The sequence below is a fragment of the Streptomyces piniterrae genome (assembly GCF_005048155.1).
GTDB classification, from domain to species: domain Bacteria; phylum Actinomycetota; class Actinomycetes; order Streptomycetales; family Streptomycetaceae; genus Streptomyces; species Streptomyces piniterrae.
Genome location: NZ_SUMB01000011.1, coordinates 18,871 through 45,199 on the forward strand (window position 1 = coordinate 18,871; position 26,329 = coordinate 45,199).

General features: G+C 71.4%; 26 protein-coding genes. 13 read left to right on the plus strand and 13 right to left on the minus strand.

The genetic code is table 11. The annotated features are described in order from the left end of the window. Positions 1 to 8: 8 nt before the first annotated feature. Positions 9 to 1,157, minus strand: coding sequence for a serine hydrolase domain-containing protein (locus FCH28_RS27695; protein ID WP_136742903.1), 1,149 nt, complete (start codon positions 1,155 to 1,157; stop codon positions 9 to 11). 412 nt (positions 1,158 to 1,569) lie between these two features. On the opposite strand from FCH28_RS27695, the gene FCH28_RS27700 reads away from it, so the two are divergent. Next, positions 1,570 to 2,505: an SCO6745 family protein gene (locus FCH28_RS27700; protein ID WP_136742904.1), complete on the plus strand. Its 936-nt coding sequence runs from the start codon at positions 1,570 to 1,572 to the stop codon at positions 2,503 to 2,505. A gap of 36 nt (positions 2,506 to 2,541) precedes the next feature. Here the strand turns inward: FCH28_RS27700 and FCH28_RS27705 are convergent, their stop codons facing one another. Beyond that, complete coding sequence (locus tag FCH28_RS27705) at positions 2,542 to 3,318, minus strand: TetR/AcrR family transcriptional regulator (RefSeq protein ID WP_246103283.1); 777 nt, start codon at positions 3,316 to 3,318, stop codon at positions 2,542 to 2,544. A 120-nt stretch (positions 3,319 to 3,438) separates the two neighbouring features. Here FCH28_RS27705 and FCH28_RS27710 point away from each other — a divergent pair, with 120 nt between their 5' ends. After that, complete coding sequence (locus FCH28_RS27710) at positions 3,439 to 3,777, plus strand: hypothetical protein (protein WP_136742905.1); 339 nt, start codon at positions 3,439 to 3,441, stop codon at positions 3,775 to 3,777. A 57-nt stretch (positions 3,778 to 3,834) separates the two neighbouring features. Here the strand turns inward: FCH28_RS27710 and FCH28_RS27715 are convergent, their stop codons facing one another. The 3 genes from FCH28_RS27715 to FCH28_RS27725 form a co-directional block, all read right to left on the minus strand. Beyond that, complete coding sequence (locus FCH28_RS27715) at positions 3,835 to 4,395, minus strand: HutD/Ves family protein (RefSeq protein WP_136743142.1); 561 nt, start codon at positions 4,393 to 4,395, stop codon at positions 3,835 to 3,837. Between the two features lie 68 nt (positions 4,396 to 4,463). Beyond that, positions 4,464 to 5,426: a zinc-binding dehydrogenase gene (locus tag FCH28_RS27720; protein WP_136742906.1), complete on the minus strand. Its 963-nt coding sequence runs from the start codon at positions 5,424 to 5,426 to the stop codon at positions 4,464 to 4,466. Between the two features lie 289 nt (positions 5,427 to 5,715). Continuing rightward, positions 5,716 to 6,942, minus strand: coding sequence for an NAD(P)-dependent malic enzyme (locus tag FCH28_RS27725; protein WP_136742907.1), 1,227 nt, complete (start codon positions 6,940 to 6,942; stop codon positions 5,716 to 5,718). 553 nt (positions 6,943 to 7,495) lie between these two features. On the opposite strand from FCH28_RS27725, the gene FCH28_RS27730 reads away from it, so the two are divergent. The 3 genes from FCH28_RS27730 to FCH28_RS27740 all read left to right on the plus strand — a co-directional run bounded on the left by FCH28_RS27730 (position 7,496) and on the right by FCH28_RS27740 (position 10,278). After that, complete coding sequence (locus FCH28_RS27730; protein WP_136742908.1) at positions 7,496 to 8,467, plus strand: ABC transporter substrate-binding protein; 972 nt, start codon at positions 7,496 to 7,498, stop codon at positions 8,465 to 8,467. Positions 8,468 to 8,533: 66 nt separating this feature from the next. Continuing rightward, on the plus strand, positions 8,534 to 9,478 hold the full coding sequence (locus FCH28_RS27735; RefSeq protein WP_136742909.1) for an amino acid ABC transporter permease: 945 nt from the start codon (positions 8,534 to 8,536) through the stop codon (positions 9,476 to 9,478). A gap of 47 nt (positions 9,479 to 9,525) precedes the next feature. Continuing rightward, a complete protein-coding gene (locus FCH28_RS27740; RefSeq protein WP_136743143.1) occupies positions 9,526 to 10,278 on the plus strand; it encodes an amino acid ABC transporter ATP-binding protein in 753 nt (250 codons plus the stop codon). Positions 10,279 to 10,369: 91 nt separating this feature from the next. Here the strand turns inward: FCH28_RS27740 and FCH28_RS27745 are convergent, their stop codons facing one another. After that, positions 10,370 to 11,134, minus strand: coding sequence for a class I SAM-dependent methyltransferase (locus FCH28_RS27745; RefSeq protein ID WP_246103284.1), 765 nt, complete (start codon positions 11,132 to 11,134; stop codon positions 10,370 to 10,372). 102 nt (positions 11,135 to 11,236) lie between these two features. On the opposite strand from FCH28_RS27745, the gene FCH28_RS27750 reads away from it, so the two are divergent. After that, positions 11,237 to 11,875 (plus strand): CGNR zinc finger domain-containing protein, encoded by a 639-nt coding sequence (locus FCH28_RS27750; RefSeq protein WP_136742910.1) that lies wholly within the window; start codon positions 11,237 to 11,239, stop codon positions 11,873 to 11,875. Here the strand turns inward: FCH28_RS27750 and sodX are convergent. Continuing rightward, complete coding sequence (gene sodX, locus FCH28_RS27755; RefSeq protein WP_136743145.1) at positions 11,770 to 12,264, minus strand: nickel-type superoxide dismutase maturation protease; 495 nt, start codon at positions 12,262 to 12,264, stop codon at positions 11,770 to 11,772. The two genes, FCH28_RS27750 and sodX, sit on opposite strands and share 106 nt — an antisense overlap. A gap of 168 nt (positions 12,265 to 12,432) precedes the next feature. Here sodX and sodN point away from each other — a divergent pair, with 168 nt between their 5' ends. After that, positions 12,433 to 12,828 carry a superoxide dismutase, Ni gene (gene sodN, locus FCH28_RS27760; RefSeq protein WP_136742911.1) on the plus strand — a complete coding sequence of 132 codons (396 nt, stop codon included), beginning with the start codon at positions 12,433 to 12,435 and terminating at the stop codon, positions 12,826 to 12,828. 161 nt (positions 12,829 to 12,989) lie between these two features. On the opposite strand, the gene FCH28_RS27765 is transcribed toward sodN, so the two are convergent. Then, positions 12,990 to 13,949, minus strand: a complete 960-nt coding sequence (locus FCH28_RS27765) for a LysR family transcriptional regulator (protein WP_246103285.1) — start codon at positions 13,947 to 13,949, stop codon at positions 12,990 to 12,992. Between the two features lie 218 nt (positions 13,950 to 14,167). Here FCH28_RS27765 and snpA point away from each other — a divergent pair, with 218 nt between their 5' ends. After that, positions 14,168 to 14,836 carry a snapalysin gene (snpA, locus tag FCH28_RS27770; RefSeq protein WP_136742912.1) on the plus strand — a complete coding sequence of 223 codons (669 nt, stop codon included), beginning with the start codon at positions 14,168 to 14,170 and terminating at the stop codon, positions 14,834 to 14,836. 252 nt (positions 14,837 to 15,088) lie between these two features. Here snpA and FCH28_RS27775 read toward each other — a convergent pair whose 3' ends face one another. The 3 genes from FCH28_RS27775 to FCH28_RS27785 all read right to left on the minus strand — a co-directional run bounded on the left by FCH28_RS27775 (position 15,089) and on the right by FCH28_RS27785 (position 19,080). After that, positions 15,089 to 16,174, minus strand: a complete 1,086-nt coding sequence (locus FCH28_RS27775) for a magnesium and cobalt transport protein CorA (RefSeq protein WP_136743147.1) — start codon at positions 16,172 to 16,174, stop codon at positions 15,089 to 15,091. A gap of 118 nt (positions 16,175 to 16,292) precedes the next feature. Then, positions 16,293 to 17,447 (minus strand): winged helix DNA-binding domain-containing protein, encoded by a 1,155-nt coding sequence (locus tag FCH28_RS27780; RefSeq protein WP_136743148.1) that lies wholly within the window; start codon positions 17,445 to 17,447, stop codon positions 16,293 to 16,295. Positions 17,448 to 17,532: 85 nt separating this feature from the next. Next, entirely contained in the window at positions 17,533 to 19,080 is a 1,548-nt protein-coding gene (locus tag FCH28_RS27785; protein WP_136742913.1) for an MFS transporter, read from the minus strand. Between the two features lie 140 nt (positions 19,081 to 19,220). Between FCH28_RS27785 and FCH28_RS27790 the strand changes: the two genes are divergently transcribed. The 5 genes from FCH28_RS27790 (at position 19,221) to FCH28_RS27810 (ending at position 24,940) form a co-directional block, all read left to right on the plus strand. Next, the gene (locus FCH28_RS27790; RefSeq protein WP_136742914.1) at positions 19,221 to 20,231 is read left to right on the plus strand and encodes a helix-turn-helix transcriptional regulator; all 1,011 of its coding nucleotides are present in this window, start codon (positions 19,221 to 19,223) and stop codon (positions 20,229 to 20,231) included. A gap of 85 nt (positions 20,232 to 20,316) precedes the next feature. After that, the gene (locus FCH28_RS27795; RefSeq protein ID WP_136742915.1) at positions 20,317 to 20,562 is read left to right on the plus strand and encodes a hypothetical protein; all 246 of its coding nucleotides are present in this window, start codon (positions 20,317 to 20,319) and stop codon (positions 20,560 to 20,562) included. Next, the gene (locus tag FCH28_RS27800) at positions 20,559 to 22,973 is read left to right on the plus strand and encodes a heavy metal translocating P-type ATPase (protein WP_136742916.1); all 2,415 of its coding nucleotides are present in this window, start codon (positions 20,559 to 20,561) and stop codon (positions 22,971 to 22,973) included. The genes FCH28_RS27795 and FCH28_RS27800 overlap by 4 nt, the downstream gene beginning before the upstream one ends. Before the next feature lie 380 nt (positions 22,974 to 23,353). Continuing rightward, positions 23,354 to 24,292, plus strand: coding sequence for a beta-ketoacyl-ACP synthase III (locus tag FCH28_RS27805; RefSeq protein ID WP_136742917.1), 939 nt, complete (start codon positions 23,354 to 23,356; stop codon positions 24,290 to 24,292). Between the two features lie 192 nt (positions 24,293 to 24,484). Continuing rightward, positions 24,485 to 24,940: a VOC family protein gene (locus tag FCH28_RS27810; protein ID WP_136742918.1), complete on the plus strand. Its 456-nt coding sequence runs from the start codon at positions 24,485 to 24,487 to the stop codon at positions 24,938 to 24,940. 113 nt (positions 24,941 to 25,053) lie between these two features. Here the strand turns inward: FCH28_RS27810 and FCH28_RS27815 are convergent, their stop codons facing one another. Together FCH28_RS27815 and FCH28_RS27820 are read right to left on the minus strand one after the other, a co-directional pair. After that, positions 25,054 to 25,287, minus strand: a complete 234-nt coding sequence (locus tag FCH28_RS27815) for a hypothetical protein (protein ID WP_136742919.1) — start codon at positions 25,285 to 25,287, stop codon at positions 25,054 to 25,056. 123 nt (positions 25,288 to 25,410) lie between these two features. Continuing rightward, entirely contained in the window at positions 25,411 to 26,328 is a 918-nt protein-coding gene (locus FCH28_RS27820; RefSeq protein WP_136742920.1) for a glutaminase, read from the minus strand. Between the last annotated feature and the right edge of the window lies 1 nt (position 26,329).

The following is a 26,329-nucleotide window of genomic DNA, read 5'->3' on the forward strand; positions in this document are numbered from 1 at the left end:
CGCCCCCGTCAGCCGGCCCCCACACACCCCCGTACCGCCGCGACCAGCCGCTCGGTGCGCTCGTCGCCGCGGGCGCCCATCCGGTTGGCGGTGTAGGCGAAACCGACGCCGAACTCGTCGTCGCCGAACGCGAACTGGGCGCCGCCTGCGCCGTCGTTGCCGAAGCTGCGCGGGCCGAGCGTGCGGCGGAACGGGCAGTCGACGAGGAAGCCGGTGCCCCAGCGCGCGCCCAGGTCGGGGAAGCCCGACCAGGACGCGCCGCCGGACCGTTCCGTGACGGCGTCGGTGACGGTGTCCGCGGCGAGCAGCCGCGGCGCGCCGTCGACCCCGGTGGCGGCCGCCGCGTACAGGGTCGCCAGGCCGCGCGCCGTGGAGACCGCGCCGGCGCCGGGGAACTCCGCGGTCAGCAGCGCGGGCGAGTTCCAGCCATGCGGATCGTCGACGCCGGGGAAGACGAGCGCGCCGTTCATGGTCACCGCCCGGATGGGCAGCAGGTCGGCGTCCGGCAGGGGCCCGCGTCCCTCGCCCTCGACGAGCCGGGCCAGCCGCGGGACTTCCTCCTGCGGGACGCCGATCCAGGTGCCCAGGCCCAGCGCGTCGCCGATGGTCGTGCGGAAGTACGCACCCGGGGTGAGGCCCGTGATGCGCCGGATCACCTCACCGACCGCGAAGCCGAAGACATGCGCGTGGTACTCGTACGCGGTGCCCGGTTCGTACAGCGGCGGCTGCTCCTCCAGGGCGCGGATCACCGGTTCCCAGGCGGTCAGCTCCTGGAAGGTCAGCTTCCGCTCGACGAGGGGGATGCCGGCGGTGTTCGCCAGCACCATCCGGGTGGTGATCCGCTCCTTGCCGTGCCGCGCGAACTCGGGCCAGTACGCGGCCATCGGGGCGTCCAGATCCAGGCGCCCCTCCTGTGCGAGCACCAGGGCCGAGATGCTCACGATGCCCTTGCCGCTGGACATGACCGGAACCGGCGTGTCCGCCTCCCACGGCCGCCCGGTGCGGTCGTCGGCGGTGCCGCCCCACAGGTCCACGACCTTCCGGCCGTCCACGAACACGGCGACGGCCGCGCCGAGTTCGCCCCGCTCGGTGAAGTTCCGGGCGAACTCGTCCGCGACGGGCCCGAATCCTTCGTCGGCCTCTCCGTTGGTCCTCACCGTGCGCGCTCTCTTCCTCACCTCGGCGGCGGGTCCCACGCGGTCCGCATGGCCCGCCGACCGTCAACCGTCGGCTCATCGCTCTTGACCGCAGGCCGGCGGCGGTACGCCGGCAGCCGTTGGCCGGGTCACGATACGCAGGGTGACCGCACCGGTTCGAGCGATTTTCCGGGTGGCCGGAACCCGCGCCCGCCTCCGGACCCAACCACCATGCCATTACGGAGAGTTGCCCCCTGGCGGGCTGGATTCACCGCCCGTAATCGGGGAACTCGACTGTCGTACGGTCTTTCGTCCGGCCCCGGGCCCGGGGGTGCCCCAGCCGCCGATTCCGCGGACCCACGGCCGTCCACAGGACTACGGTCACCGCCAACTCATCCTGTCTGCACGCATCGTGAAGGCCATAGGTGAAGCGATGTCGGAATACCTCGCGGTCGCCCGCCGGATGTGGCGCCAGCTCGAACCGCTGCACGCCACGCTCTACTTCGCTCCCGAGGCCCGTCAGGTCGTCTCGGATCTCGGCTATGACGTCACGTCCCGATGGCCGGGCTACTTCGCCTGGCGGACGGCCCCATTGGGCGCCGCCGGACCCGAGCTGGTGGCCGCCACGTACTACAGCTTCAGCCCGCGGCTGGTCGCCCGGTACGTACCGCAGATCTGGACCACCGCCGACCCGGCCAAGGTGCTGGACGCCAGGCTGCTCGCCATGGACCGCGTGCTGACCGCCCTCATCGGCGACCGGCTGAGCGGCGCGCAGCTCGCCGAAGCGGCCCGGCTGGCGCGCCAGGCCGCCGAGAACGCCGGCCCCGCGGCCCGTCCGCTGGCCGCCGCCAACCGGGACCTGCCCTGGCCGGACGCCCCGCATCTGGTGCTCTGGCAGGCCGCGACGGTGCTGCGCGAACACCGCGGGGACGGCCATCTGGCGGCGCTGCTGACCTACGGGCTCGATCCCTGCGAGGCCCTGGTGTCGTTCGCCGCGATCGGCGCCGCGCCGGCCGACGACTTCAGGGGGCGCGGCTGGAGCGCGCAGGAGTGGAGCGACGCCCGGCACCGGCTGGCCGCCCGCGGCTGGATCGCCCCGGACGGCAGCGCCACCACGCGCGCCCGCAAGGAGCGCGACGCGATCGAGCGGATGACGGACCGGCTGGCCGCCGGCCCCTGGCGGGCGCTGGGCCGGGCCCGCGCCGAGCGCCTCGCCCACCTGCTCAGCCCGCTGCTCGCCGCGGTCTTCGAGGCGGGCTATCTGCCACGGCGCAGCACCCTGGGGATCGACACGGTCAAGGTCGGATACCCGTACCGGGCCCAGCTGTTCACGGAGCGGCCGGACACCTGCGGGACGGCGGGGCGGTAGTAGCGGCGCGGCGGCGCCGCCCACGGGGCAACACCCCTACGCCGGCCCCAGGATCCGGTCGAGGTGGTAGTCGACCGTGCGCCACACCTCGGCCATCGTGCGGCGGCCGTGCAGCACGTCCAGGCCGAGCCCCGTGACGCCCGACACCAGCAGATCCGCCTCGCGCCAGGGGTCGAGCCCGCTCTCCAGCCCGCCGTCCGGACCCGCCTGCCGGATCAGGGCGGCGACCAGTTCCTCCAGCGGCTGCTCGCTGTGCAGAAACACCTCGGCCAGCGCGGGATCGGTCAGGCTGCGGACGTAGTACGCGACGAAGACCCGTAGGGCCATTCGCCGTTGGGCGTCCAGGGGCAGAAACTCCCCCAATACGGTCCTCAGCATCGCGCGGGGGTCCGTGGGGTCCGGCAGCCGCGCCACCCGGGCGCGCGCCCGCGCCTCGTTCTCCTCGTGCAGCAGCCGCAGCGCCTCGACCAGCAGCCGGTGTTTGCTGCCGAAGGCGTACTGCACCACCCGCAGCGACACGCCGGCCTCGGCTGCGATCTCGCGCATGCTCGCCGATTCCAGCCCGCGCCCGGCCGCGATCCGCCAGACCGCCTCGGCGATCTCCCGCCGCCGCCCGGCCGCGGCGGGGGTGACGGTGGCCGGCGCCGCGGCACCCTTCGGCACCACGGCCGGTGCCGCGCGCTCCTTCTTCCGGCGGCGGTACGCCTTCGCCTGACAGCTCCGCGAGCAGTAGGCCGGCGGCCGCCCCCGCTCCGCCGCGGGCAGCCGCGCCCCACACACCCGGCACCCGCCCACACCCTTTTCGTCACGCACCAGGCCAGCCTATCGCACCCGAAAGATCGTGACGAATATCAGAGATTCACAAGCCAGTCAAGGAAAAACATCGATTCAGCACGGCTTCATTGATACAGTCGTATCCATCGCATCCGCCGCATGCGCCGTATCCACGGCCGCGACGGCGGCGGCACGGGCGTCGCCCGGCGTCCGGCACACCTACGGGAGGAATGCATCGTGGACGAGGGCTGGTACCGGCTGCTGAGTGTTCTGACGGCCTTCGCGGGCATCTGGGAGGGACCGCTGGCGATCACCTACCGACTGGTCTCGGGCGACGACGGCACCCCGCTGCGGGCCGCCAACTACCTTCCAGGACCGTGGTGTTACCTCGTCGCGGTGGCCGCCGCGCTGGTGGCCTTCGCCGTGCTGGCGGTCCTCGACAACGGCCGCAAGAAGGCGCTGGCCCGCCAGGCGGAGACCACCGCCGACGCCCGCTGAGGCGCAGCCCGCGCGGCCGCCCGTGCGTTGCGCACACGGCCGCGCCGAGCGGCCCGCTCAGCCGTGCCGCACCGTCAACGCGATCACCGCGGCGACCCCGTCGGTACGAAGAACCGTCCCCGCCCCCGCCGCCGTCAGCAGCGCCGCGTCGAACCGCTCCAGCCGCACGGCCGGCTCACCCAGTTCCGTATGTCCCTCCACGGCGACCACGACGACGGGCCCGCCGGCCGGCACCACCCCGCTCCCCCGCACCATCTCCACCGTCGCCCCCGCGCGCCCCTCACGGAGCATCACATTGAGGTTGACGACCGGCCCGTCCAGCAGCCGGCCCTCGGTGGCCGCACCGCCGGGGAAGGCGAACGGGTGGTGGCGGCCGGGGAGCGGCCGCGGGCTGCCGTCCACCGTCAGCTCGATGCCGGCGCCGTCGACGACCGTGAGGATCCGCCGTACGCCGGGCAGCGGGGAGTACGGACCGTCGCGGGTCACGTCGGCGAGGCTCACCCGCCAGTCGAAGGTGTCCCAGCCGGCGCCGGGCGGGTGGACGGCGACCTCGCGGGTCACCCCGCCGCCGTTGCTCCAGGGCGAGGCGACGCGACCGGCCGCCCTCAGGATCCGCATCCCGCCCGTCCCGGCTCCGTCCGACTCGCCGCCACCCGTTCCGCCGCCGTCCGGCATCGCCTGCCGCCTCAGACCGTCAGGACGACCTTGCCGAACAGATCGCCCTGCGCCATCTTCGCGAAGCCCTCGCGCGCCTGGTCCAGGGGCAGCAGCGAGTCGATGACCGGCCGGACGCCCTTGGCCGCGCAGAAGCTCAGCAGCGAGGCCAGCTCCTCCTTGCTGCCCATCGTGGAGCCGACGACCTTGAGCTCCAGGAAGAAGATCCGGTTGAGCTCGCCGTTCTTGGGGGTGTAGCCGCTGGTGGCGCCCGAGATCACCAGCGAGCCACCGGGCTTGAGCGACTTGACGGAGTGCGACCAGGTGGCGGCGCCGACCGTCTCGATCACCGCGTCCACCCGATGCGGCAGCCGCTCGCCGCTGGCGAACGCCGCCTCCGCGCCCAGCTCTTCGGCGCGCTTGCGCTTGGTCTCGTCCCGGCTGGTGGCGAAGACCCGCAGGCCGGCGGCGGCGCCCAGCACGATCGCGGCGGTCGCGACGCCGCCGCCCGCGCCCTGCACCAGGACGCTGTCCCCGGGCCGTACGCCGGCGTTGGTGAACAGCATCCGGTAGGCGGTCAGCCAGGCGGTGGGCAGGCAGGCGGCCTCCTCGAAGGACAGCTCCTTCGGCTTGGGCAGCACGTTCCAGGTGGGCACGGAGACCTGCTCGGCGAAGGTGCCCTGATAGCGCTCGGTGAGGATGGAGCGCGGCTCGCCGGGGCCGACGCCGTGGCCGGTCTGGCCGATGACGGAGTGCAGGACGACCTCGTTGCCGTCCTCGTCGACGCCCGCCGCGTCGCAGCCGAGAATCATCGGCAGAGATTCCTCGGTGATGCCGACCCCGCGCAGCGTCCACAGGTCGTGGTGGTTGAGGGAGGCGGCCTTGACGTTGACGGTCGTCCAGCCGGGGCGTGCCTCGGGGGCCGGACGGTCCCCCAGTTCGAGGCCGCTCAGCGGCTGGTCACGGTCGATGCGGGCGGCGTAGGCAGCAAACATGATCCCAAAGTAGGCCGCGGGTGCCCGTCGCGGTACCGGGCACGGGTGTGACACGCGCCGCGCGCGCACCGGAATGCGGACCGGCCGTGCTCCGACCGACCGCTGTGCCTCGGCGAGGGCTCCGACCCACCGCCGTGCCCGGCCACGCCCCCAAGGGCAGGCCCTACGACACCGGGCCCGCACCCCATCACTGGTGCGGGCCCGGCCCGTTGACGCTGTTCTCCTGCCCGGTGACGTACGCGCCGTGCTCCGGGCCCGTAAGCCGGCCGCCTGGCGCCGTATGTCCCGGTTACCGGCGGGCGACGCCCTCGGCGCGGGCGGCGGCCGCGACCGCGGCGGTGACCGCCGGTGCGACGCGCTCGTCGAACGGCGAGGGGATGACGCAGTCGGCGCTGAGCTCGTCGGCGACGACGGCGGCCAGCGCCTCGGCCGCGGCGAGCTTCATGCCCTCCGAGATCCGCGAGGCCCGCACCTGGAGCGCGCCGGCGAAGATGCCGGGGAAGGCCAGCACGTTGTTGATCTGGTTCGGGTAGTCGCTGCGCCCGGTGGCGACGACGGCCGCGTACTTGTGGGCGACGTCCGGGTGGATCTCCGGGTTCGGGTTGGCCATCGCGAAGATCAGCGAGTCCTTCGCCATCTTCGCCACCGCCTCCTCCGGCACCGTGCCGCCGGAGACCCCGATGAACACATCGGCGCCGGCCAGCGCGTCCTCCAGCGAACCGGACAGACCCGCCTTGTTGCTGAAGCCGGCCACCTCGCGCTTGACGTCCGTGAGGTCGCCGCGGTCGGTCGAGACGACGCCCTTGCGGTCGCAGACCGCGACATCGCCGATGCCGGCCTCGATGAGGATCTTGGCGATGGCGACGCCCGCCGCACCGGCGCCCGAGATGACCGCACGCAGCTGGCCGAGCGACCGGTTGGTGAGCTTGGCCGCGTTGCGCAGCGCCGCCAGGGTGACGACGGCCGTGCCGTGCTGGTCGTCGTGGAAGACCGGGATGTCCAGCCGCTCCTGGAGCTTGCGCTCGATCTCGAAGCACCGGGGGGCCGAGATGTCCTCCAGGTTGACGCCGCCGAAGGACGGCGCCATCCGGACGACGGTCTCCACGATCTCGTCCGCGTCGGTGGTGCCGAGCGCGATCGGCACCGCGTCCACACCGCCGAACTGCTTGAAGAGGATGGCCTTGCCCTCCATCACCGGAAGGGAGGCCTCCGGGCCGATGTCGCCCAGGCCCAGCACCGCGGTGCCGTCCGTGACCACGGCGACGACCTGGGACTTCCAGGTGTAGTCGTGGACCAGCTCGGGCTTCTCGGCGATGGCGCTGCACACCTTGGCGACGCCCGGCGTGTACGCGAGGGACAGGTCGTCCTTGTCGCGGACCGGGACGGTCGCCTGGATGGCCATTTTGCCGCCGCGATGCAACGCGAAAGCCGGATCGAAGAAGGCTTCATCCGAGCCCGCGTCCGACTCCGCGTCCGTCTTGCTGTCGCTGCGAGGATTGACGATCTCCGCTGCCACTTGTCCAACCCCTTTAATTCGAAATAGTTGAGGGTGACCACTCCCTGGTTGAGGGGTGGGCGGGCACCGCGTCCGGTCCCTGCGAGGCGGATGGCCGCCGCGCGGGGGGAGGTACGGACGCCGGGCGCGCCGCACACGCGCCCTGAGCCCCGGATGAGGGGTGTAACGCACCTTTCTACCCGACGGGCGAGCGCCTCGACGAGTCAGATTGATTACTCTCGGGTTCGAGATTCCGGCAATACCCCCGAAACGCCCAGAAACGCCGAAGAGTCGCGCACGGTTGTCCGAATTCCGAGACACTCGAAGTCTGCCGGAGTCCGCTCGCAAAACGCCGGAGCCGGGTCTCCCCGGGGCAACACGGGCCATACCCCCGCCCCGGCCGTCCGTTATCCGATTTTGACCTGCGCACCAGTCCGAATAACGGAGTCCGGATGGCAGGATTCCGTAACCAACCGAGGTCGCGACGCTCGAAGGTGTGTGCCCGACCCTTCTCATTGCTCATCGGCGGGTCTCTCACGGACGCGTCGGCTTCTCCATCCGCAGGAGGATCAGCATGACCGCAAGCACCACCCGTCGCTCGGCCGCCGGCAGGCGTCACACGGCCCTGGCCGCCACGGCCGCGGCCGCCGCCTCGCTGCTGCTGCTGAGCGCGTGTGGCGACCAGACGGACGCGGCCATCGCCAAGCGGGAGGCTCAGAAGAACCGCAACGTCAACGCCCCGCTGTTCAAGAAGCTCCCCAAGGCCGTTCAGGACAAGGGCTTCCTCCAGGTCGGCTCGGACATCACGTACAAGCCGGTGGAGTTCCGTACGAACGGCAAGGTCGTGGGCATCGACCCGGATCTGGCGGCGGCGATGGAGAAGGAGCTGGGCATCAAGCTCAACTTCAACAACGCCACCTTCGACACCCTCATGGGTGGTCTGAAGTCCAAGCGCTATGACATTTCGATGTCGGCGATGACGGACACCAAGGAACGCCAGCAGGGCATCGACAGCAGCACCGGAAAGAAGATCGGCGAGGGCGTCGACTTCGTCGACTACCTCAATGTCGGTGTCTCGCTCTACACCCAGAAGGGCAAGACCCAGGGCATCGACGGCTGGGAGACGCTGTGCGGCAAGACGATCGCCGTGCAGCGCGGCACCGTCTCGCACGACCTGGCCAAGGACAAGTCGAAGAAGTGCGAGTCGAACGATGCGGAGGCCATCGCGATCGAGGCCTTCGACAACGACTCCGAGGCCCAGACCCGGCTGCGTACCGGCGGTGTGGACGCCGTCTCCAGCGACTACCCGGTCGCGGCGTACGCGGTGAAGGTCTCCGGCGGCGGCAAGGACTTCCAGATGGTCGGCGGCGCACCGCTCAAGGCGGCGCCGTACGGCATCGCGGTCCCCAAGAGCCAGAAGCAGCTGCGCGACGCGCTGCAGGCCGCCCTGGAGAACACGATCAAGAACGGCTCGTACGCCAAGGTCCTCAAGAAGTGGGACGTCAAGGACGCCGCGGTCGAGGAAGTGAAGATCAACGGCGGCTGATCCGCCGCAAGCCCCTTCCCCTGCCCCTCCGCGCACCTCCCGTCCGAACGCTGAAAGGCAACATCCGTGTCAGTTGACGTCGACAAGTCGGCACAGCCACCGGCGGACGCCCCGCCGCCCCACCCCGAGCCCATCAAGGCCATCCCCGTCCGCCATTACGGGCGCTGGGTCGCGGCGGTCGTCGTGCTCGCGCTCCTCGCGCTGCTCGTCCGGGCCTTCGCCAGCGGGAACGTGAACTGGGACGCCATCCCGCAGTACCTGTTCAACACGGACATCCTCAAGGGTCTGCGCAACACCCTGCTGATCACCGTGCTGTCGATGGTCATCGGCGTCGTGGGCGGTGTGATCCTGGCCGTGATGCGCCAGTCCAAGAACCCGGTGACCTCGTCCGTCGCCTGGTTCTACGTCTGGTTCTTCCGCGGGACGCCGGTCTACGTCCAGCTGTTCCTGTGGTTCAACCTCGGCCTGGTCTTCCAGTACATCGACATCATGCCGATCTACAAGGACGAGTGGTCGGACTTCATGACCCCGTTCCTGTGCGCGCTGCTGGGCCTCGGCCTGAACGAGGCGGCGTACATGGCGGAGATCTGCCGGGCCGGTCTGAATGCCGTCGACGAGGGCCAGACCGAGGCGGCGCACGCGCTGGGCATGAGCCACGGCAAGACGCTGCGCCGGATCGTCGTGCCGCAGGCGATGCGGGTGATCGTGCCGCCGACCGGCAACGAGGTCATCAACATGCTCAAGACCTCATCGCTGGTCATCGCCGTGCAGTACTACGATTTGCTGCAGGCGGCCCAGAACGTCGGCCGCGACTCGGGCGTCGTCGTCGAGATGCTGATCCTCGCCGCCGTCTGGTACCTGATCGCCACCACCGTCCTGAGCATCGGCCAGTACTACCTGGAGCGCTACTACGCCCGGGGCTCCAGCCGACAGCTCCCGCTCACTCCGCTGCAGCGCGCCAAGGCGCGGCTGGCCGGCGGCTTCAACCGCTCCGCCGGAGGTGCCGGATGACCAGCAAGATCGTCACGAGTGAGACCGCCGGCACCAGCGGCGGCCCGATGGTCAAGGCCGAGAACGTCCACAAGTCCTTCGGCTCGGCCCACATCCTCAAGGGCATCGACCTCGAAGTGGCGCCCAAGGAGGTCTTCTGCCTGATCGGCCCGTCCGGCTCCGGCAAGTCGACGTTCCTGCGCTGCATCAACCACCTGGAGAAGATCAACGCCGGCCGGCTGTCGGTCGACGGCGAACTGGTCGGCTACCGCGAGCACAACGGCAAGCTCTACGAGCTGCGCGACAGAGAAGTGGCAGCCCGCCGCCGTGACATCGGCATGGTCTTCCAGCGCTTCAACCTCTTCCCGCACATGACCGCGGTGGAGAACATCATGGAGGCGCCGATCCAGGTCAAGGGCGAGTCCAAGGCAGCCGCCCGGGAGCGTGCGACCAAGCTCCTGGACCGCGTCGGCCTGGCCGACAAGGCCGGCAACTACCCCTCGCAGCTCTCCGGCGGGCAGCAGCAGCGGGTCGCCATCGCCCGCGCGCTGGCGATGGAACCGAAGCTGATGCTCTTCGACGAGCCGACCTCGGCCCTCGACCCGGAGCTGGTCGGCGACGTCCTGGACGTCATGAAGGACCTGGCGGCGGACGGTATGACGATGATCGTCGTCACCCATGAGATGGGCTTCGCCCGCGAGGTCGGTGACTCGCTGGTCTTCATGGACGACGGTGTGGTCGTGGAGTCCGGCCACCCGCGCGAGGTGCTCGGCAACCCGCAGCACGAGCGCACCAAGTCGTTCCTGTCGAAGGTGCTGTAGCCGACCGGGGTTCGCGGCGGTCGTCTCGCGCGGCGGGGCTCTCTCCCGGGGGGAGGGAGCCCCGCCGCGTGTTTCCCGTTCGGCGCCGGCCCTACTTGAGGGCCAGCACCAGCGCGTCCGTGGGCGAGGCCCACACCGCCCGTGCCTCCGCGAAGCCCGATTCGCGCAGCACCTGTGTGTGCCACGCCGCCGACGGCGTGTCGCCGTCCGCGTGCTCGCCGTAGATCTCGAAGCGCTCGGCGGTGGGGCCGGCCAGCCGCGGGTCCTCGGCGGCCAGCTGCCACCACTCGGCCCAGTCGACCGCGCCGGCCTCCTTGGCCCGGTCCATCCGCGCATGCCGGAACGCCCGCTCCGCCGCGTTGATCCGCGGTGTGGACTCCTCGGGCATGTGGTCGGCGTTCAGGAAGACCCCGCCGTCCCGCACCAGCCCGCCGAGCTGTCCGTACAGCCCGCGCAGGTCCTCGGTGTGCAGCCAGTGCAGCGCGGTGGCGGTGAGCACCGCGTCGTACGAGGTGTGCGGCAGCTTCGCCGTCCACCGCGGGTCCTTCAGATCCGCCCGTACGAAGCGGACCCGGGGCTCGCCCGCGAAGTACCCTTCCGCGATGGCCAGCAGCGCGGGATCGAGGTCCACCCCCACACTTCGGGCCCTCGGGAACCGTTTCAGCAGCCGGTCGGAGATACTGCCGGTACCGCACGCAAGATCCAGGACCCGGGGCTCGGGGCCCACCAGTGCCTCGACCATGTCGAGCATCACCCGGAACCGCTCCTCGCGGTCGGGGAGGTACCACTCCTGCTGCCGGTCCCAACTGTTCTGCCACGCCTGCCAATCGGCGGCGTCGATGGCCTCGGTCGTCACAAGCCCTCCAGCCGTACTACCCTGGTAATACCCACATACCGAAAATGCCCATTACAAGCAGCACGCACTCCGCACCTTAGACCGCCCCGGTAAGGACTACAAGTGGAACTGGCCTATTACTCGGACTATGCCGTGCGGCTCGTCAACACCGAGCAGCCCGAACGCGGTGGCGACACCCTCACCTCGGTCGAGGCCGTACGCGAACTCTTCGGCGTCGCCCAGCAGGCCGCCCGGCGCGCCACCGACAGCGATGTGACCCGGCTGCGCACGGTCCGCTCCCGGCTGCGCGCCGTCTTCGAAGCCGCGGACGCCGGCGACGAGGTGCTCGCCGTGGACCTCCTCAACGCCCTGATGATGGAGTTCCCGGTCAGCCCGCAGATCTCCGGCCATGAGTTCCGGGACGACAACGGCCGCCCCAAATGGCATCTGCACATCGCCGACCACGCCGCCAACGCCACCGCCGGCTTCACCGCGACCGCCTGCATGGGCCTCGCCTTCCACCTCACCGAACTCGGCGTCGACCGGCTCGGCATCTGCGAGGCGCGCCCCTGCCGCAACGCCTACCTCGACACCTCGACCAACCGCTCCCGGCGCTACTGCTCCGACAGATGCGCCACGCGCGCCAACGTCGCCGCCTACCGCGCCCGCAAACGCCTGGAGAGCGAACGGTCCAACCGCACCGACCGCACCGCCGAGACCGCCGAGACCGCCCAGGAGAGCAGCGCACGCGGCGACCGCTGAAGCCCGCGCGGCGGCCGCAGCCGCAACCAGGCACGGGCGATGACCAGTTCATCCGGCACTGTCCCGAATTCCCGGCTGTCGTTCTCCACGTACGGATTGTCGCCCCGCACCCACCAGCCGCCGTCCCGCCGCTCCACGGCCCGCTTCACGATCAGCAGGTCCTGGCGGAACGGATGCCGCAGCACCACCACGTCTCCGGGCCGCACCACCGCGCCGTACCGCACCACCAGCTGGTCACCCGGCTGGAGGGTGGGCACCATCGACGGGTTGTAGACCTCGGCGAGACCGAACGCGCGCAGCAACCCGCCACTCCCGCGCCCCGGTTCCCGAGCGCCCCCCAAGGGGTCCCGCCCGTCCTCAGGGCCGCGTTCGTGCACCCGCTCCGGCATCCCGTACCTCCCGGCCTTGCCCCGGTCCGACGCGCTCACCGGTCCATCCTCCATCAGCCCCAGCCTGACACTGGACTTTTGCCCTAAGACCCCCGGGGCACCCGAGAAAAGCCTTCCCGTACCGAGTAATCTCGCACCTGAGAAGACGATCACGAGGAAGGATTGAACATGCTTTCCCGCCTGTTCGCCCCCAAGGTCAAGGTCAGCGCCCACTGCGACCTGCCCTGCGGCGTCTACGACCCGGCCCAGGCCCGCATCGAGGCCGAGTCGGTCAAGGCCGTCCAGGAGAAGTACCAGGCCAACGAGGACGCGGACTTCCGCGCCCGCGCCATCCTGATCAAGGAGCAGCGCGCCGAGCTGGCCAAGCACCATGTGTCGGTGCTGTGGAGCGACTACTTCAAGCCGCCGCACTTCGAGAAGTACCCGGAGCTGCACCAGCTGGTCAACGACACCCTCAAGGCCCTCAGCGCCGCCAAGGGTTCCAACGACCCGGCCACCGGCCAGAAGGCCCTCGACTACATCGCCCAGATCGACAAGATCTTCTGGGAGACCAAGCAGGCCTGACCCGGGCCCGGGCGCCCGGCCCGCCCACCCCGCGGGTCATCGCGCCCACCTGCCCGCACCGGTCCGACCACCTGCCGCCCGTATGCGGCGGAGGTGGCGGACGGGTGCGGTCTTCTTTTGCGGTCTTCTTTTTGCCTGGCCGCGAGGCGGCGGTGCCCGCGTTACGTCCCCACCGGCAGCGGCCCGTCGTGCCTCACCAGCCACTCCCGATACGCCACGCTCGCCCAGGCGATCTCCATGTACGCCGAGGTCAGGTCGGCGAGGAGGGCGTCGACGGGGGCGGCCGGGGTGCCGTCGTGCCGGCAGGCCATGAAGAGGCGGACGGCGAGCGGGTCGCCGTGCAGAGGGCGGACGGCCATACCGGGCCGCAGGCGGGCGGTCGGCTGGCAGGGGGTGACGACCTCGCCGGCGGTGACGAGATCGACGGCGGTGAGGTAGTCGCCGTGCACCACCCGGGGGTTGATACCGGCCGCGGCCCAGATACGGCGCAGCCCGGCCCATTCGCCGTCCACGGTCGGGTCGACCATCCACTGGTCGTCGGCGAGGTCCTGCACCCTGACGATCGACTGCGCGGCCGCCGGATGACTGTCCGCGAGGGCGATGAACTGGGGTTCCCTGGCGATGAGTTCATGCTCGGCCAGTCCCTCGGGGACCCGTAGCGGGGCGCCCTCGACCTCGTGCACGAAGGCGACGTCGAGCTGTCCGGACGCGACCATCTGAAGCAGCGCATTGGCGGACACATCGATCCTTATCGTGGTGTCCGTTTCGGGCAGACGCACCCGTAGCCGGCGCAGCCAGCCGGCGACGGCGCGGCTGCTGGTGCTGCCGATGCGGAGCCGGGCCCCTTGCTCGCGTACGGACGCGGAGGCTATCTCCTCGACCAGCGCGCGCATTTCGGCCACTATGGGGCGGGCGCGGCAGAGCACCGAATGACCCAGGGCGGTCGGCCGGCTGCCGGTCGGTTCACGGAAGAAGAGCTGTCCGCCCAGGGCTTTCTCGATGCGGCGCAGCTGAGTCGTCAAGGAAGGCTGCGTCATCCCCAACTGCCGGGCGGCTTTTCGTACGCTGCCGGAGTCGGCGATGGCGCACAATGCGCGAAGATGCCTTACCTCGAGCTCCACGACGGGAGCATAACGACGTAGGCATACGTCACACCAGACTCTCAAACCTATGCGAACGCTCTCTTTTTTCCGGGGTATTGCCTCGCGCTATCGCCACCTGGCATCTCCGCCTCACGGGTGAACTCCGTCCAGACTCAACGGCACCAAGAAATCCGCAGGGCCCCGGTCGCCGCCCCACACGGCGACCGTACGGCCCTCGGAAATTAAGGAGCCCCCACATGAGTTCTCCCAAGAAGGCGCTGTCGGCGGCGCTCGGACTGGGCCTCGCTGCCGCGCTCGCTGCTGCGGCACCGGTTTCGGCAGCTTCCCCCTCATCACACCACAACTCCTCCCAGAGCACCCGCGCCTCCATCGCGGCCTACCAGGGTTCGGCGGCCGACAAGGCCGACACGAAGGCGTTCTTCGAGGCCGTCATGAAGTCGGCCAAGGCGAAGATGAAGGCGCACCCGCACGCCGCCTCGGTCACCGTGACCTACGACGCCAGTGCGGCGCCGACGTTCGCGAACCAGATAGCCGAGAGCGCGTCGATATGGAACGGCGCCGTGCAGAACGTCAAGCTGCAGGAAGGCAGCGGCGGCGACTTCCAGTACCGCGAGGGCGACGACCCGCGCGGTTCGTACGCGAGCACCGACGGCCACGGCAAGGGCTTTGTCTTCCTGGACTACAAGCAGAACCAGGAATACAACTCCACCCGAGTGACCGCGCACGAGACCGGCCATGTGCTGGGTCTGCCGGACCACTACGAGGGTCCGTGCAGCGAGCTGATGTCCGGTGGCGGCCCCGGCCCGTCGTGCCAGAACGCACAGCCGGACGACAACGAGCGCGCCCAGGTTGACCAGCTCTGGGCAAACGGTCTGGCGGGCCTTCGCTTCGGCAAGGCCGCCTGAGATACGGCGAAGGCCCGCGGCGCGCCCTGACCAGGCTTGCTGACAGGGTTCGGCTGACGGGGACCGGTACCTGGCGGCCGGCCCTCGTATCCCCACCAGCCCGCACTCCTGGCCTTCGCTCACGCGGTGGGGCTCTTCGGAGCCCCACCGCTTGTGTGTGGACGGGGGCCGTACAGGGGGCGGCCCCCTACCGCAACGACCGGCTCCACGCTTCCCGTTGGGCCCCGGTCGAACTCCCCCTCACCTCAGGTCCTACAACCACCCGTTCCGCTTGAACCCGCGGTGGATCACCCAGCAGATCGCCAGGATGACGCCCATGACCAGCGGATACCCGAACGTCCAGTGCTTTTCCGGCATATATTCGAAGTTCATGCCGTAAACGCCGCAGACCATGGTCGGTACGGCGAGGATCGCGACCCAGGCACTGATCCGGCGCATGTCCTCGTTCTGGGCCACGGTGACCTGGGCCAGATGCGCCTGAAGTATGGAGTTGAGCAGTTCGTCGAAGGCGGTGATCTGCTCGGTGACCCGGTCGAGGTGGTCCGATACGTCCCGGAAGTACGTCTTGATCCGCGGGTCGACGTAGGCGATCGGCTGGGTGGCCAGCGACTGCAGCGGCCGGTCCAGCGGGGCCACCGCGCGCTTGAGTTCCAGGAGTTCGCGCTTGAGCTGGTAGATCCGGCCGGCCCCGCCGCCGCCCCGGACGGAGAAGACCTCGCTCTCGACATCGTCGATGTCGTCCTGGACGGCGGCCGTGACCTCCAGATAGTCGTCCACGACGAGGTCGGCGATGGCGTGCAGGACGGCCGACGGGCCGAGCGCCAGCTGCTCCGGGACGGACTCCAGCTGCTCGCGGAGCGGGCCGAGCGACCCATGTCCGCCGTGCCGCACGGTGATCACGAAGTCGGCGCCGGTGAAGACCATGATCTCGCCGGTCTCCACCACCTCGCTGGTGTCGGTGAGCCGGTCGTGCTCCACATAGCGGACCGTCTTGAACACGGTGAACAGGGAGTCGTCGTAGCGCTCCAGCTTGGGCCGCTGATGAGCGTAGACCGCGTCCTCGACGGCGAGCGGGTGCAGCCCGAAGAGCTCGACGATGCCGGCGAACTCCTTCTCGGAGGGCTCGTGCAGCCCGATCCAGACAAAACCGCTGCCGGACCGGCGGACCTGGCGTATCGCCACGTCGGCCGGGTGGTTGCCCTGCTGCCGCACGCCGTCGACGTACACCGCGCAGTTCACGACGGCGGTGCCGAGCGGCGAGCGCGCGGGGTGGCTGAGGTCGACCCCGTGACTGCGCGGCTGTGGCAGCCGGACGGCTTTGCGGAGGTTGCTGATCACTGACACGGGGCCAGTATGGCAACCGGGGGCGGGCCGGCGGTACGGCCCGGCCCCGCTTTTCACCCCGGGGTCAGGATGCGGGCACGGTCGGTGACACGCCCGGTTTGTGCCCTGTGCGCTACGCGTGCGGCCCCACGGTCACCGTGCCGAGGGTCAATTCGGCCGTCCCTTCCAGGATTTCGCCGACCCGGCGGGCCTGGGCGTCCAGGGCGCGGCGCTGCCCGGTGGTCAGCGGCGTCAGCGGCTCGACGGTGAGCCGGATCCGGCGGCCGGAGCGGCGCTGGTGCCATACGCCGGCGACGGTGCCGTCGATGAGCAGCAGCGGGTAGTTTCCGGCCTGCCGCCCGGCCAGCGCGCGCTCTCCGGCCCGGCCGGGAAAGAGCAGGTCACGGGGCCGGCAGGCGATGCCGTAGGCGTCGAAGTAGGGGAGCAGGCGGACACCGGCGGGGTCGGTGGCGGGCCCTTCGGTGTCGCCGGCCACGATCCAGGCGGGCGTGCCCTCGAAGTCGACCTGCTGGAGGCGGCGCGGCCGCTCGTGGGCCAGGGTGGCGAAGAGTTCGCCCGCCCAGCCTGCCGGGGCGCCGATCCAGGTCGCGAAGTCCTGCGGGGTGGCCGGACCGTATGCGTACAGATAGCGCTGTACGAGCGCGGCGAGGGCGGCGGGTCCCGCCATCGGGCGGAAGCCGGGCAGGGCACGGCGGGGGCTGGTGTAGGCGACCTTGCGGCCCCGGTTGGGCGCGAAGCACAGGGCGCCGCTCTGCCCGGCCCGGTGCATGACCTGCCGCCAGCGCGGCCACATCCCCTGGAAGGCGGGCATCACGGGGTCGGCGGCCCAGGGCCCGGTGGCGGCGACCACCGCCTCGCCCAGCTCGTCGGTGGTCAGCTCGGCTTCCGCCAGCGCGTCGGTGATCGCGGCGAGGATCCGCTCGGTCTGGTCGGGTGTCAGCCGGGCCTCCGGGGGGAGGGGGCTGGCCGCGGAGGGCACGGCCGACAGCGCACCGGTCCACATCGGCAGGTCTGCGGTGGGCAGCAGATGCACGGTGCCGCGCGGGCCATGTGTCCTGACCAGGGTGCGGTCGGTCCACAGGGCCTCGCGGACGGCGGTGCGGCCGCCGGTCGCGGCGCGCAGCATGACGGAGAGTTCGGCGGCGGACAGTACCTGGGCGTGCGCCCCGCACATCGCGGCCGCGATCCCGGCGGGGTCGTCGGCGGCCGGCGCCCCGGCGAGCCCCGCCCGCTCCAGGCGGCGGGCGCTCGCCTCGGTCCAGGTCATGGTCGTCGTCGTGCTCGTACGCGCCACGGTCGGGGGCTCCTCGGGGTCGGCTGGTGCGTGACGTGTGTGCGGGGCGGCCGCCTCTTCAGGAAACCAGGACCGGCTGCTCCCGCCCGGCTTCGTCGGCGGCCGCCGCGTCCGCCACCGCGCTCTGCGCCCGTACCCGCCGGGGCAGCAGGAACAGCAGCCCGAAGACGACGACCAGGCCGCCGGACACCCACCACAGCGCGTGGCCGGTGGCGTCGATGAACGAGGCCCCCGCCGCCGCTCGCGCCCCGCCTTCCGCGTGCCCGGTGCCGTCGACGACTCCGAAGAAGGCCACCGACGACAGGCCGAGGCCCAGGGCCATGCCCAGCTGTCCGGTGGTGTTGAAGATGCCGGACGCCGATCCGGAGTGCTCGGCCGGCACCTCGGAGAGCACGGAGTCCGTGATCGGGGCGACGATCAGGCCCATGCCGGCGCCCAGCAGGACCATCGCCGGTGCCATCTGCCAGGAGTCCAGGGCCGTTCCGTAGTGCCCGGCCTGCCAGAGGTAGAGCAGCGCACCGGACAGCATGATCAGCGCGCCTGCCTGCATGACCTTGCGGCCGAAGCGCGGTACCAGCTTCTGGACGGACATCCCGGCGGCGGCCGAGCAGGCGAGGGAGAACGGCACCCCGGTCAGCCCCGCGTGCAGCGGGCCCCAGCCCAGCCCCAGCTGCATATGCAGCGTCCAGACCAGGAAGAACAGGCCAGAGGCGACGCCGAAGATCAGCTGGACGCCGACGCCGGCCGCGAACGTCCTGACCTTGAAGAGGGAGAGTTCGACGAGCGGTGAGCCGTCCTTGCGGGCCTTGGCGCGCTCGTAGCGGACGAACACCGCGAGCATGAGCGGGCTCGCCGCCATCGACACAAAGCCCCACACCGGCCAGCCGGACTCCCGCCCCTGGGTCAGCGGGTAGAGCACCATCAGCAGGCCGACGGTGGCCAGCGCCGTGCCGACCAGGTCGAGACGGAGCGCGCTGGGCGCCTTGGACTCGGTGAGGAAACGGCGGCCGAGCAGGATGCCGGCGACACCGACCGGCAGATTGATCAGGAAGATCGGGCGCCAGGCCAGCCCGAAGAGATCGCCCTCCGTGAGCAGCGCGCCGATCAGCGGGCCGCACACCGCGCCGAGGCCGATCACCGCGCCGAACATCCCGAAGACCTTGCCGCGCTCCCGCGGCGGAAAGCCGACGTGGATGATCGCCAGCACCTGCGGCACCATCAGCGCCGCCATCGCCCCTTGCAGCACCCGCGCGCCGACCAGCATGCCGGGGCTCGTGGCCAGGCCGCACAGCGCGGAGGCGACGGTGAACCCGGCCATGCCCAGCAGGAACAGCCGCTTGCGGCCGTAGATGTCGCCCAGCCGGCCGCCGGTGATCAGGCCGAGCGCGAAGGCGAGGGCGTAGCCCGCGGTGACCCACTGGAGGGCGCTGAAGGATGCCCCGGTGTCCTGCCGGATGCTCGGGATGGCGATGTTGACGATGGTCGCGTCGACCAGGTCCATGAAGCTGGCGGTGAGGACGACGGCGAGGGCTATCCAGCGTCTGCGGTCGGCCGCGGGGGCCGCCGTTTCGGCCGCCTCGGGGGCTGCGGGGGCGGTCGTGGTCATGGCGTTCTCCTGGGAACGGGAAGAGGAAGGATCTGCGGGCGAAACGGGCGGTAGCGGTGACGGCCCCGCTCCGTGCATCTCCGACACTAGAAGCCCTATAGGACAGCTCCCGTCCTACTTATGCGCGCATCATCGGTGCCATGAGTGAGACGTCGGCACGCCTGTTGAATCTGCTGTCCCTGCTGCAGACCCCCCGCGAATGGCCCGGCAACGAGCTGGCCGAGCGGCTGGGGGTCACCCCCCGCACGATCCGCCGCGATATCGAGCGGCTGCGCGATCTGGGCTACCCGGTCCACGCGACGATGGGCGCGGACGGCGGCTACCGGCTGGCCGCGGGGACGGCCATGCCGCCGCTGCTGCTGGACGACGAGGAGGCGGTGGCCATCGCGGTGGGGCTGCGGTCGACGGCCGGGCACACCATCGACGGCATCGAGGAGGCGTCCGTCCGGGCGCTCGCCAAGCTCGAACAGGTGCTGCCGGCCCGGCTGCGGCGGCGGGTGGGCACCCTCGGTACGGCCACCGTCCCGATGCCCGCCGGCGACGGCCCGACCGTCGACCCGGAGCATCTGTCCGTGCTCGCCGCGGCGATCACCAACCACGAGCGGGTGCGGTTCCGCTACGAGGCACGTGCCGGGGCCCGCACCAAGCGCCTGGTGGAGCCGTACCGCCTGGTCGCGGCCGCGCGCCGCTGGTATCTCGTGGCGTACGACAACGACCGCGAGGACTGGCGGATCTTCCGGGTGGACCGGCTGAGCGAGCCGTTCCCCACCGGCGTACGCACCCCGCCGCGCGAGCTGCCGGCCGCGGACGCCGCGGCCTACATCCGGGAGCGGATGCAGGGGATGGGCCCGGCCCCGGTGCACGGGGCGGTGGCGACGGTCTACGCGCCGGCCGCCGAGGTGACCGCCCGGCTGGGCGGCCCGTCGGCGGGCGAGGTGGAACCGCTCGACGAGGCGTCCTGCCGGCTGCGCTGCGCGCCCGATTCGCTGGCCTGGCTGGCGTTCCGGCTGGCCATGCTGGGCTGCGAGTTCACCGTGCACGAGCCGCCGGAGCTGGCGGCGTACCTGCGGGAGATGGGCGGCCGGGTGACCCGGGCGGCGGGGCCGGGCACGGGGACGGGAGAGGGCGTGGGCGACGCAGGGGAGGCGTGACAGAATACCCCTAGGGGGTATATCGTTCTGCGTACTGGATGATGGTTGCCGCCGTTGTCCCACGGCTCGCGATGAGGAGTACGCCATGACGGCCCTGTCCACCCCGGTCAAGCTCGGCGGCTATGCGCTGGCGCTGCTCGTCGTTCTCGCCGCCGGCTTCGGCCTCGGCCGCGCGTTCGGCGACGGCGCCGCCGGCCGGGACGGTCCCGTACGCCACTCCCCCGGACGGCACGCCCCCGCACAGCACTCGCAGCACGCCCAGCCCGCACAGCACGTCCAGCCCGCGCAGCCCGTGGAGCACTCCCAGCACACCGAGGAGCAGCAGTCATGACCACCGCGATCGGAGAGTCCCGCGTCGAGCTGGAGATCGGCGGGATGACCTGCGCCTCGTGCGCCGCCCGCATCGAGAAGAAGCTCAACCGGATGGAGGGGGTCACCGCCACCGTCAACTACGCCACCGAGAAGGCGAAGGTGGCGGTGGCCGAGGGCAGCGGGGTCCAGGCCGCGGATCTGATCGCCACCGTCGAGAAGACCGGCTACACCGCGGCGCTGCCCCAACCGCCGGCGCCCGAACCGCCCCTCTCGGAGCACGCCACCGCCAGCAGCGACGGCACGGATGGCCCGACCGGCCCGGACGACTCGCATGGCACCGCCCCGGCCTCCGACGCCCTCGCCGCCCTCCGCCAGCGCCTGCTCACGTCCCTCGCGCTCTCCCTCCCCGTGGTCCTGATGGCGATGGTGCCGGCGCTCCAGTTCACCAACTGGCAGTGGCTGTCGCTGACGCTGGCCGCCCCGGTGGTGGCGTACGGAGCATGGCCGTTCCACAAGGCCGCTTGGACGAATCTGCGGCACGGCGCCGCCACGATGGACACGCTCATCTCGATGGGCACCCTCGCCGCGCTCGGCTGGTCGCTCTGGGCCCTCTTCTTCGGCACCGCGGGCATGCCCGGCATGACGCACCCCTTCGAGCTGACCATCGCCCGCACGGACGGCAGCGGCAGCATCTACCTGGAGGCGGCGGCCGGGGTCACCACCTTCATCCTGGCCGGCCGCTACTTCGAGGCCCGCTCGAAGCGCAAGGCGGGCGCTGCGCTGCGGGCACTGCTGGAGCTGGGCGCCAAGGACGTCGCCGTACTGCGCGAAGTCCACGGAGTCCGTGACGGCGGCGACACCCGTGACGGCGGCGACAACGGCACGGACGTTCGCGAGGTGCGTGAAGTACGCGTCCCCATCGGGGAGTTGAAGGTCGGGGACCGTTTCGTCGTACGCCCGGGGGAGAAGATCGCCACCGACGGCCGGGTGGTCGAGGGCTCCTCGGCCGTGGACGCCTCCATGCTCACCGGCGAGTCCGTGCCGGTCGAGGTCGCCCCCGGTGACGGCGTCACAGGGGCCACCGTCAACGCGGGCGGCCGGCTGGTCGTCGAAGCCACCCGGGTCGGCGCCGACACCCAGCTCGCCCGGATGGCGCGGCTCGTCGAGGACGCGCAGAACGGCAAGGCCGCGGCCCAGCGGCTCGCCGACCGGATCTCCGCGGTGTTCGTCCCGGTGGTCATCGCGCTCGCCGTCGGCACCCTCGGATACTGGCTGGGCGCCGGCGAGGGCGCGGTGGCCGCCTTCACCGCGGCCGTCGCCGTACTGATCATCGCCTGCCCGTGCGCCCTGGGCCTGGCCACCCCGACCGCGCTGATGGTCGGTACGGGCCGGGGCGCCCAGCTGGGCATCCTCCTCAAGGGGCCCGAGGTCCTGGAGTCCACCCGTAGGGCCGACACCGTCGTCCTGGACAAGACCGGCACCGTCACCACGGGCGTGATGACCCTGACCGCCGTCCACCTCGCGGACGGCGTGCCGCGGCAGCAGGCGCTGCGGCTGGCCGGTGCGCTGGAGCACTCGTCGGAGCACCCGATCGCCCGCGCCATCGCCGAGGCGGCCCAGGCCGCGGAGCCGTCCGGGACGCTGCCCGCTCCCGAGGACTTCGCCAACGTCCCCGGCCTGGGCGTCCAGGGCATCGTCGAGGGGCACGCCGTCCTGGTCGGCCGCGAGCGGCTGCTCCACGACTGGAGCCAGCAGCTCCCGCCGGAACTCGTCACGGCCAAGGAGGAGGCGGAGGCGGCGGGCCGGACCGCGGTCGCCGTCGGCTGGGACGGCGAGGCACGTGGCGTACTGGTCGTGTCGGACGCGGTGAAGCCGACCAGCGCCGAGGCGGTCGCCAGGCTCCGCGCGCTGGGCCTGACGCCGGTCCTGCTCACCGGCGACAACAAGGCCGTCGCGGAGGCGGTCGCCGCCGAGGTCGGGATCGACGAGGTGATCGCCGAGGTCCTGCCCGAGGACAAGGTGGCCGTCATCGCCCGCCTCCAGTCCGAGGGACGCTCGGTCGCCATGGTCGGCGACGGCGTCAACGACGCGGCCGCCCTGGCCACCGCCGACCTGGGACTGGCCATGGGCACCGGCACCGACGCCGCCATCGAGGCCGGCGACCTCACCCTCGTACGGGGCGATCTGCGCGCCGCGGCGGACGCCATCCGGCTCGCCCGCGCCACCCTCGGCACCATCCGGACCAACCTGTTCTGGGCCTTCGGCTACAACGTCGCGGCACTCCCGCTGGCCGCGGCCGGGCTGCTCAACCCGATGATCGCGGGTGCCGCGATGGCCTTCTCCTCGGTCTTCGTCGTCGGCAACAGCCTGCGCCTGCGCCGCTTCCAGCCACTGACACGCGAGGCCGGGGGGCGTGAGGGGGAGGCGTGAGCGGAATGCGGGTGGGTGCTCGGGGGCACGCGGGAGGGCACGCGGTCGGGAAGCGTGCGGCGGGAAGCGCCGGCCCGGCTAGGGAATACCTCCCAGTAACCCCGCGTTGTGGACCCGCAGGGGGCCCGCGCATCCCCTAGGGGATCTGTTCGAACGTCCCCTAGGGGACCCCGCCCACCCCCCGCCCGCCCCCACCCCGGGGAGCGCACGCACCACCCCCGCCGTGCACATCCCTTACACGGCGGGGGACGCCCGTAGGCACGGCGTGGCGTCGGATGTCTCCAGTTCTGACGGCCGAAGATTGGTAGATCGCGCAACCACCGGTCGGCGCCGAAGGGTGAGACTGGTCGAGTACCGCCCGCCCACGCACAGGGGAACTCATGACGGGGTCACGCGTCCTGGCTCTCGGCCATTACCAGCCCTCCGACGTGCTCACCAACGACGATCTCGCGAAGATCGTGGACACCGACGACGCCTGGATCCGAAGCCGGGTCGGTATTCGCACCCGCCATGTCGCGGCCAAGGACGAGACGGTGGACTCCATGGCGTCCGCCGCGGCCGCCAAGGCGCTCGCATCGAGCGGCCTCGCCCCGCACGACATCGACCTGGTGCTGGTCGCGACCTGTACGGCCACCGACCGCAGCCCCAACACCGCGGCCCGGGTCGCCGCCCGGCTCGGCCTGGACGCGCCGGCCGCCATGGACATCAACGTCGTCTGCTCCGGCTTCACCCACGCGCTGGCCACCGCCGACCACGCCATCCGGGCCGGTTCCGCGACCAACGCGCTGGTCATCGGGGCGGAGAAGTTCACCGACGTGGTCGACTGGACGGACCGTACGACCTGCGTCCTGGTCGGCGACGGCGCGGGCGCGGCGGTGGTCACCGCCGCCCCGGAACCGGAGGTCGGCCCGGTGCTGTGGGGCTCGGTCCCGCAGATGGGCGGCGCGGTGCGCATCGAGGGCGAGCCGGCCCGGTTCTCCCAGGAGGGCCAGACCGTCTACCGCTGGGCGACGACGCAGCTGCCGGCCATCGCCCGGCAGGTCTGCGAACGCTCCGGCATCCTCCCCGAGGACCTCGCGGGCGTGGTCCTGCACCAGGCCAATCTGCGCATCATCGAGCCGGTCGCCGAGCGCATCGGCGCGGTCAACGCGGTGGTCGCCCGCGACGTCGTCGACTCCGGCAACACCTCCGCCGCGTCGGTCCCGCTCGCCCTGTCCAAGCTGGTGGAACGCCGCGAGATCGCCGCCGGCGCCCCCGTCCTGCTGTTCGCCTTCGGCGGCAATCTGTCGTACGCGGGACAGGTCATCCGCTGCCCGTAGGGCCGGTCGGGTGGCGTGCCCGTGGGAATACCGCAGGGTCACTCCGCGTTGTGGGCCCGCAGGGGGTCCTCGCATCCCCTAGGGGATCCGTTCGAACGTCCCCTAGGGGCGCCGCCCCTCAGGTGATCCCTCTGGCCGGCCGCGTCCGATTCCTTCAAGACCCCGCCGGACGCCGCTGCCTACGCTCGCCGCATGACTACTCCCACCACTCCCGCCGGTCCCACCAGTTCCCCCGCACAGCCGTCGACCCCGCGCTTCGCGGCCATCGGCATGGTTGTCGCCGATATGGCCGCCTCCCTCGCCTTCTACCGTCGCCTGGGTTTGGACGTGCCCGCCGACGCGGACACCGCCCCGCACGCCGAGGCATCGCTGCCGGGCGGCCTGCGGCTGATGTGGGACACCTACGAGACCGCCCGCGCCGTCGATCCGGACTGGACGCCTCCGCAGGCCGGCGCCCCGACCGGCCTGGCCTTCGAGTGCGCCGGCCCCGCCGGGGTCGACAAGGTCTACGCAGAACTCACCGACGCCGGTTACACGGGCGAGAAGCCGCCATGGGACGCCTTCTGGGGCCAGCGTTACGCCGTGGTGCGGGACCCGGACGGCCATGGCGTGGACCTGTTCGCGCCACTGCCTCAGGACGCGCCTTAGAGCCTGTCCGATGGGTCATGGCCGACCCGCCACGACCTCCCCCGGAGCACGCCCGGCCGCCACCCGGGCCGCTCGCGAAAGCCAAGCCCTCAGGCAGCCCGCCTCAGCCCGCCTCAGCCCGTGTCCTGGGGGTGCTCGCGCAGATACATCGCACCGCAGGTGTGGCAGAACGGCTCTGCCTTGGGCGTGCCCCAGACATCGGCCGCCTGGGTGGCGGCGGCCGGAGCCAGCGGCCGTCCGCACATCGCGGTGGTCCCGTCCAGCCGGACCATGTGCCAGATCTTCACCGGCGTGTCCTCATGGGGCAGCACGCCTTCCTCGTACTCGGCCCGCATCTCGTGCTCCATGGCGGTGCACCTCCTACGCCAACGATGCGCCGACGGAACACAGGCCACAACGCCAGCACACGCCCCGGGCGCCCCGGCCGCCGGGGCGCACCCGCTCAGCACACCGACCAGCCCGTCAGCGTCTCAGAACACCGACCAGCCCGTCAGCGTGGTGAAGTGGTCCAGTGCCGCCGCGCCCGCGACGGAGTTGCCGCGGGCGTCCAGCCCGGGGCTCCAGACGCACAGCGTGCAGCGCCCGGGGACCACCGCGACGATGCCGCCGCCGACGCCGCTCTTGGCGGGCAGCCCCACCCGGTACGCGAATTCCCCCGCCGCGTCATACGTTCCGCACGTCAGCATCACCGCGTTGATCCGCTTCGCCTCGCGCGCCTCCAGCAGCCGGCTGCCGTCGGCACGCAGCCCGTGGCGCGCCAGGAAGCCGCCGGCCGTGGCCAGATCCCGGCAGCTCATCTCGATCGAGCACTGCCAGAAGTAGTGCTCTATGACGCTGGGCACCGGGTTTTCCAGGTTCCCGAAGGACGCCATGAAATGCGCGAGCGCGGCGTTGCGGTCGCCGTGCTCCGCCTCGGAGTCGGCCACCCCCTGGTCGAAGGCCAGGTCCTCGTTGCCGCTCTCCTCCCGCAGGAAGTGCAGCATCGTCGTGCTGGCGTCCCCGGTGAGGGTCTGCAGCCGGTCGGTGACCACCAGTGCGCCCGCGTTGATGAACGGATTGCGCGGGATGCCGTTCTCCCACTCCAGCTGCACCAGCGAGTTGAACGGCGTACCGGACGGCTCGCGGCCGACCCGCTTCCAGATGTCGTCGTCGCCGTGCGAGCCCGCCATCACCAGCGCCAGGGAGAACGCCTTGGAGATGGACTGCACGGAGAACGGGACCTCCCAGTCGCCGACCCCGTGGACCGCGCCGTTGATGTCGGCCACCGCGATCCCGAAGCGGTCCTTGGACACCCGTTCCAAGGCCGGAATGTAGTCGGCAACCTGTCCTTGCCCCACGAACGGCCTGGCGTAGGCCGCTACCTCCTCGAGAACGGCCTGGTAGTCCATG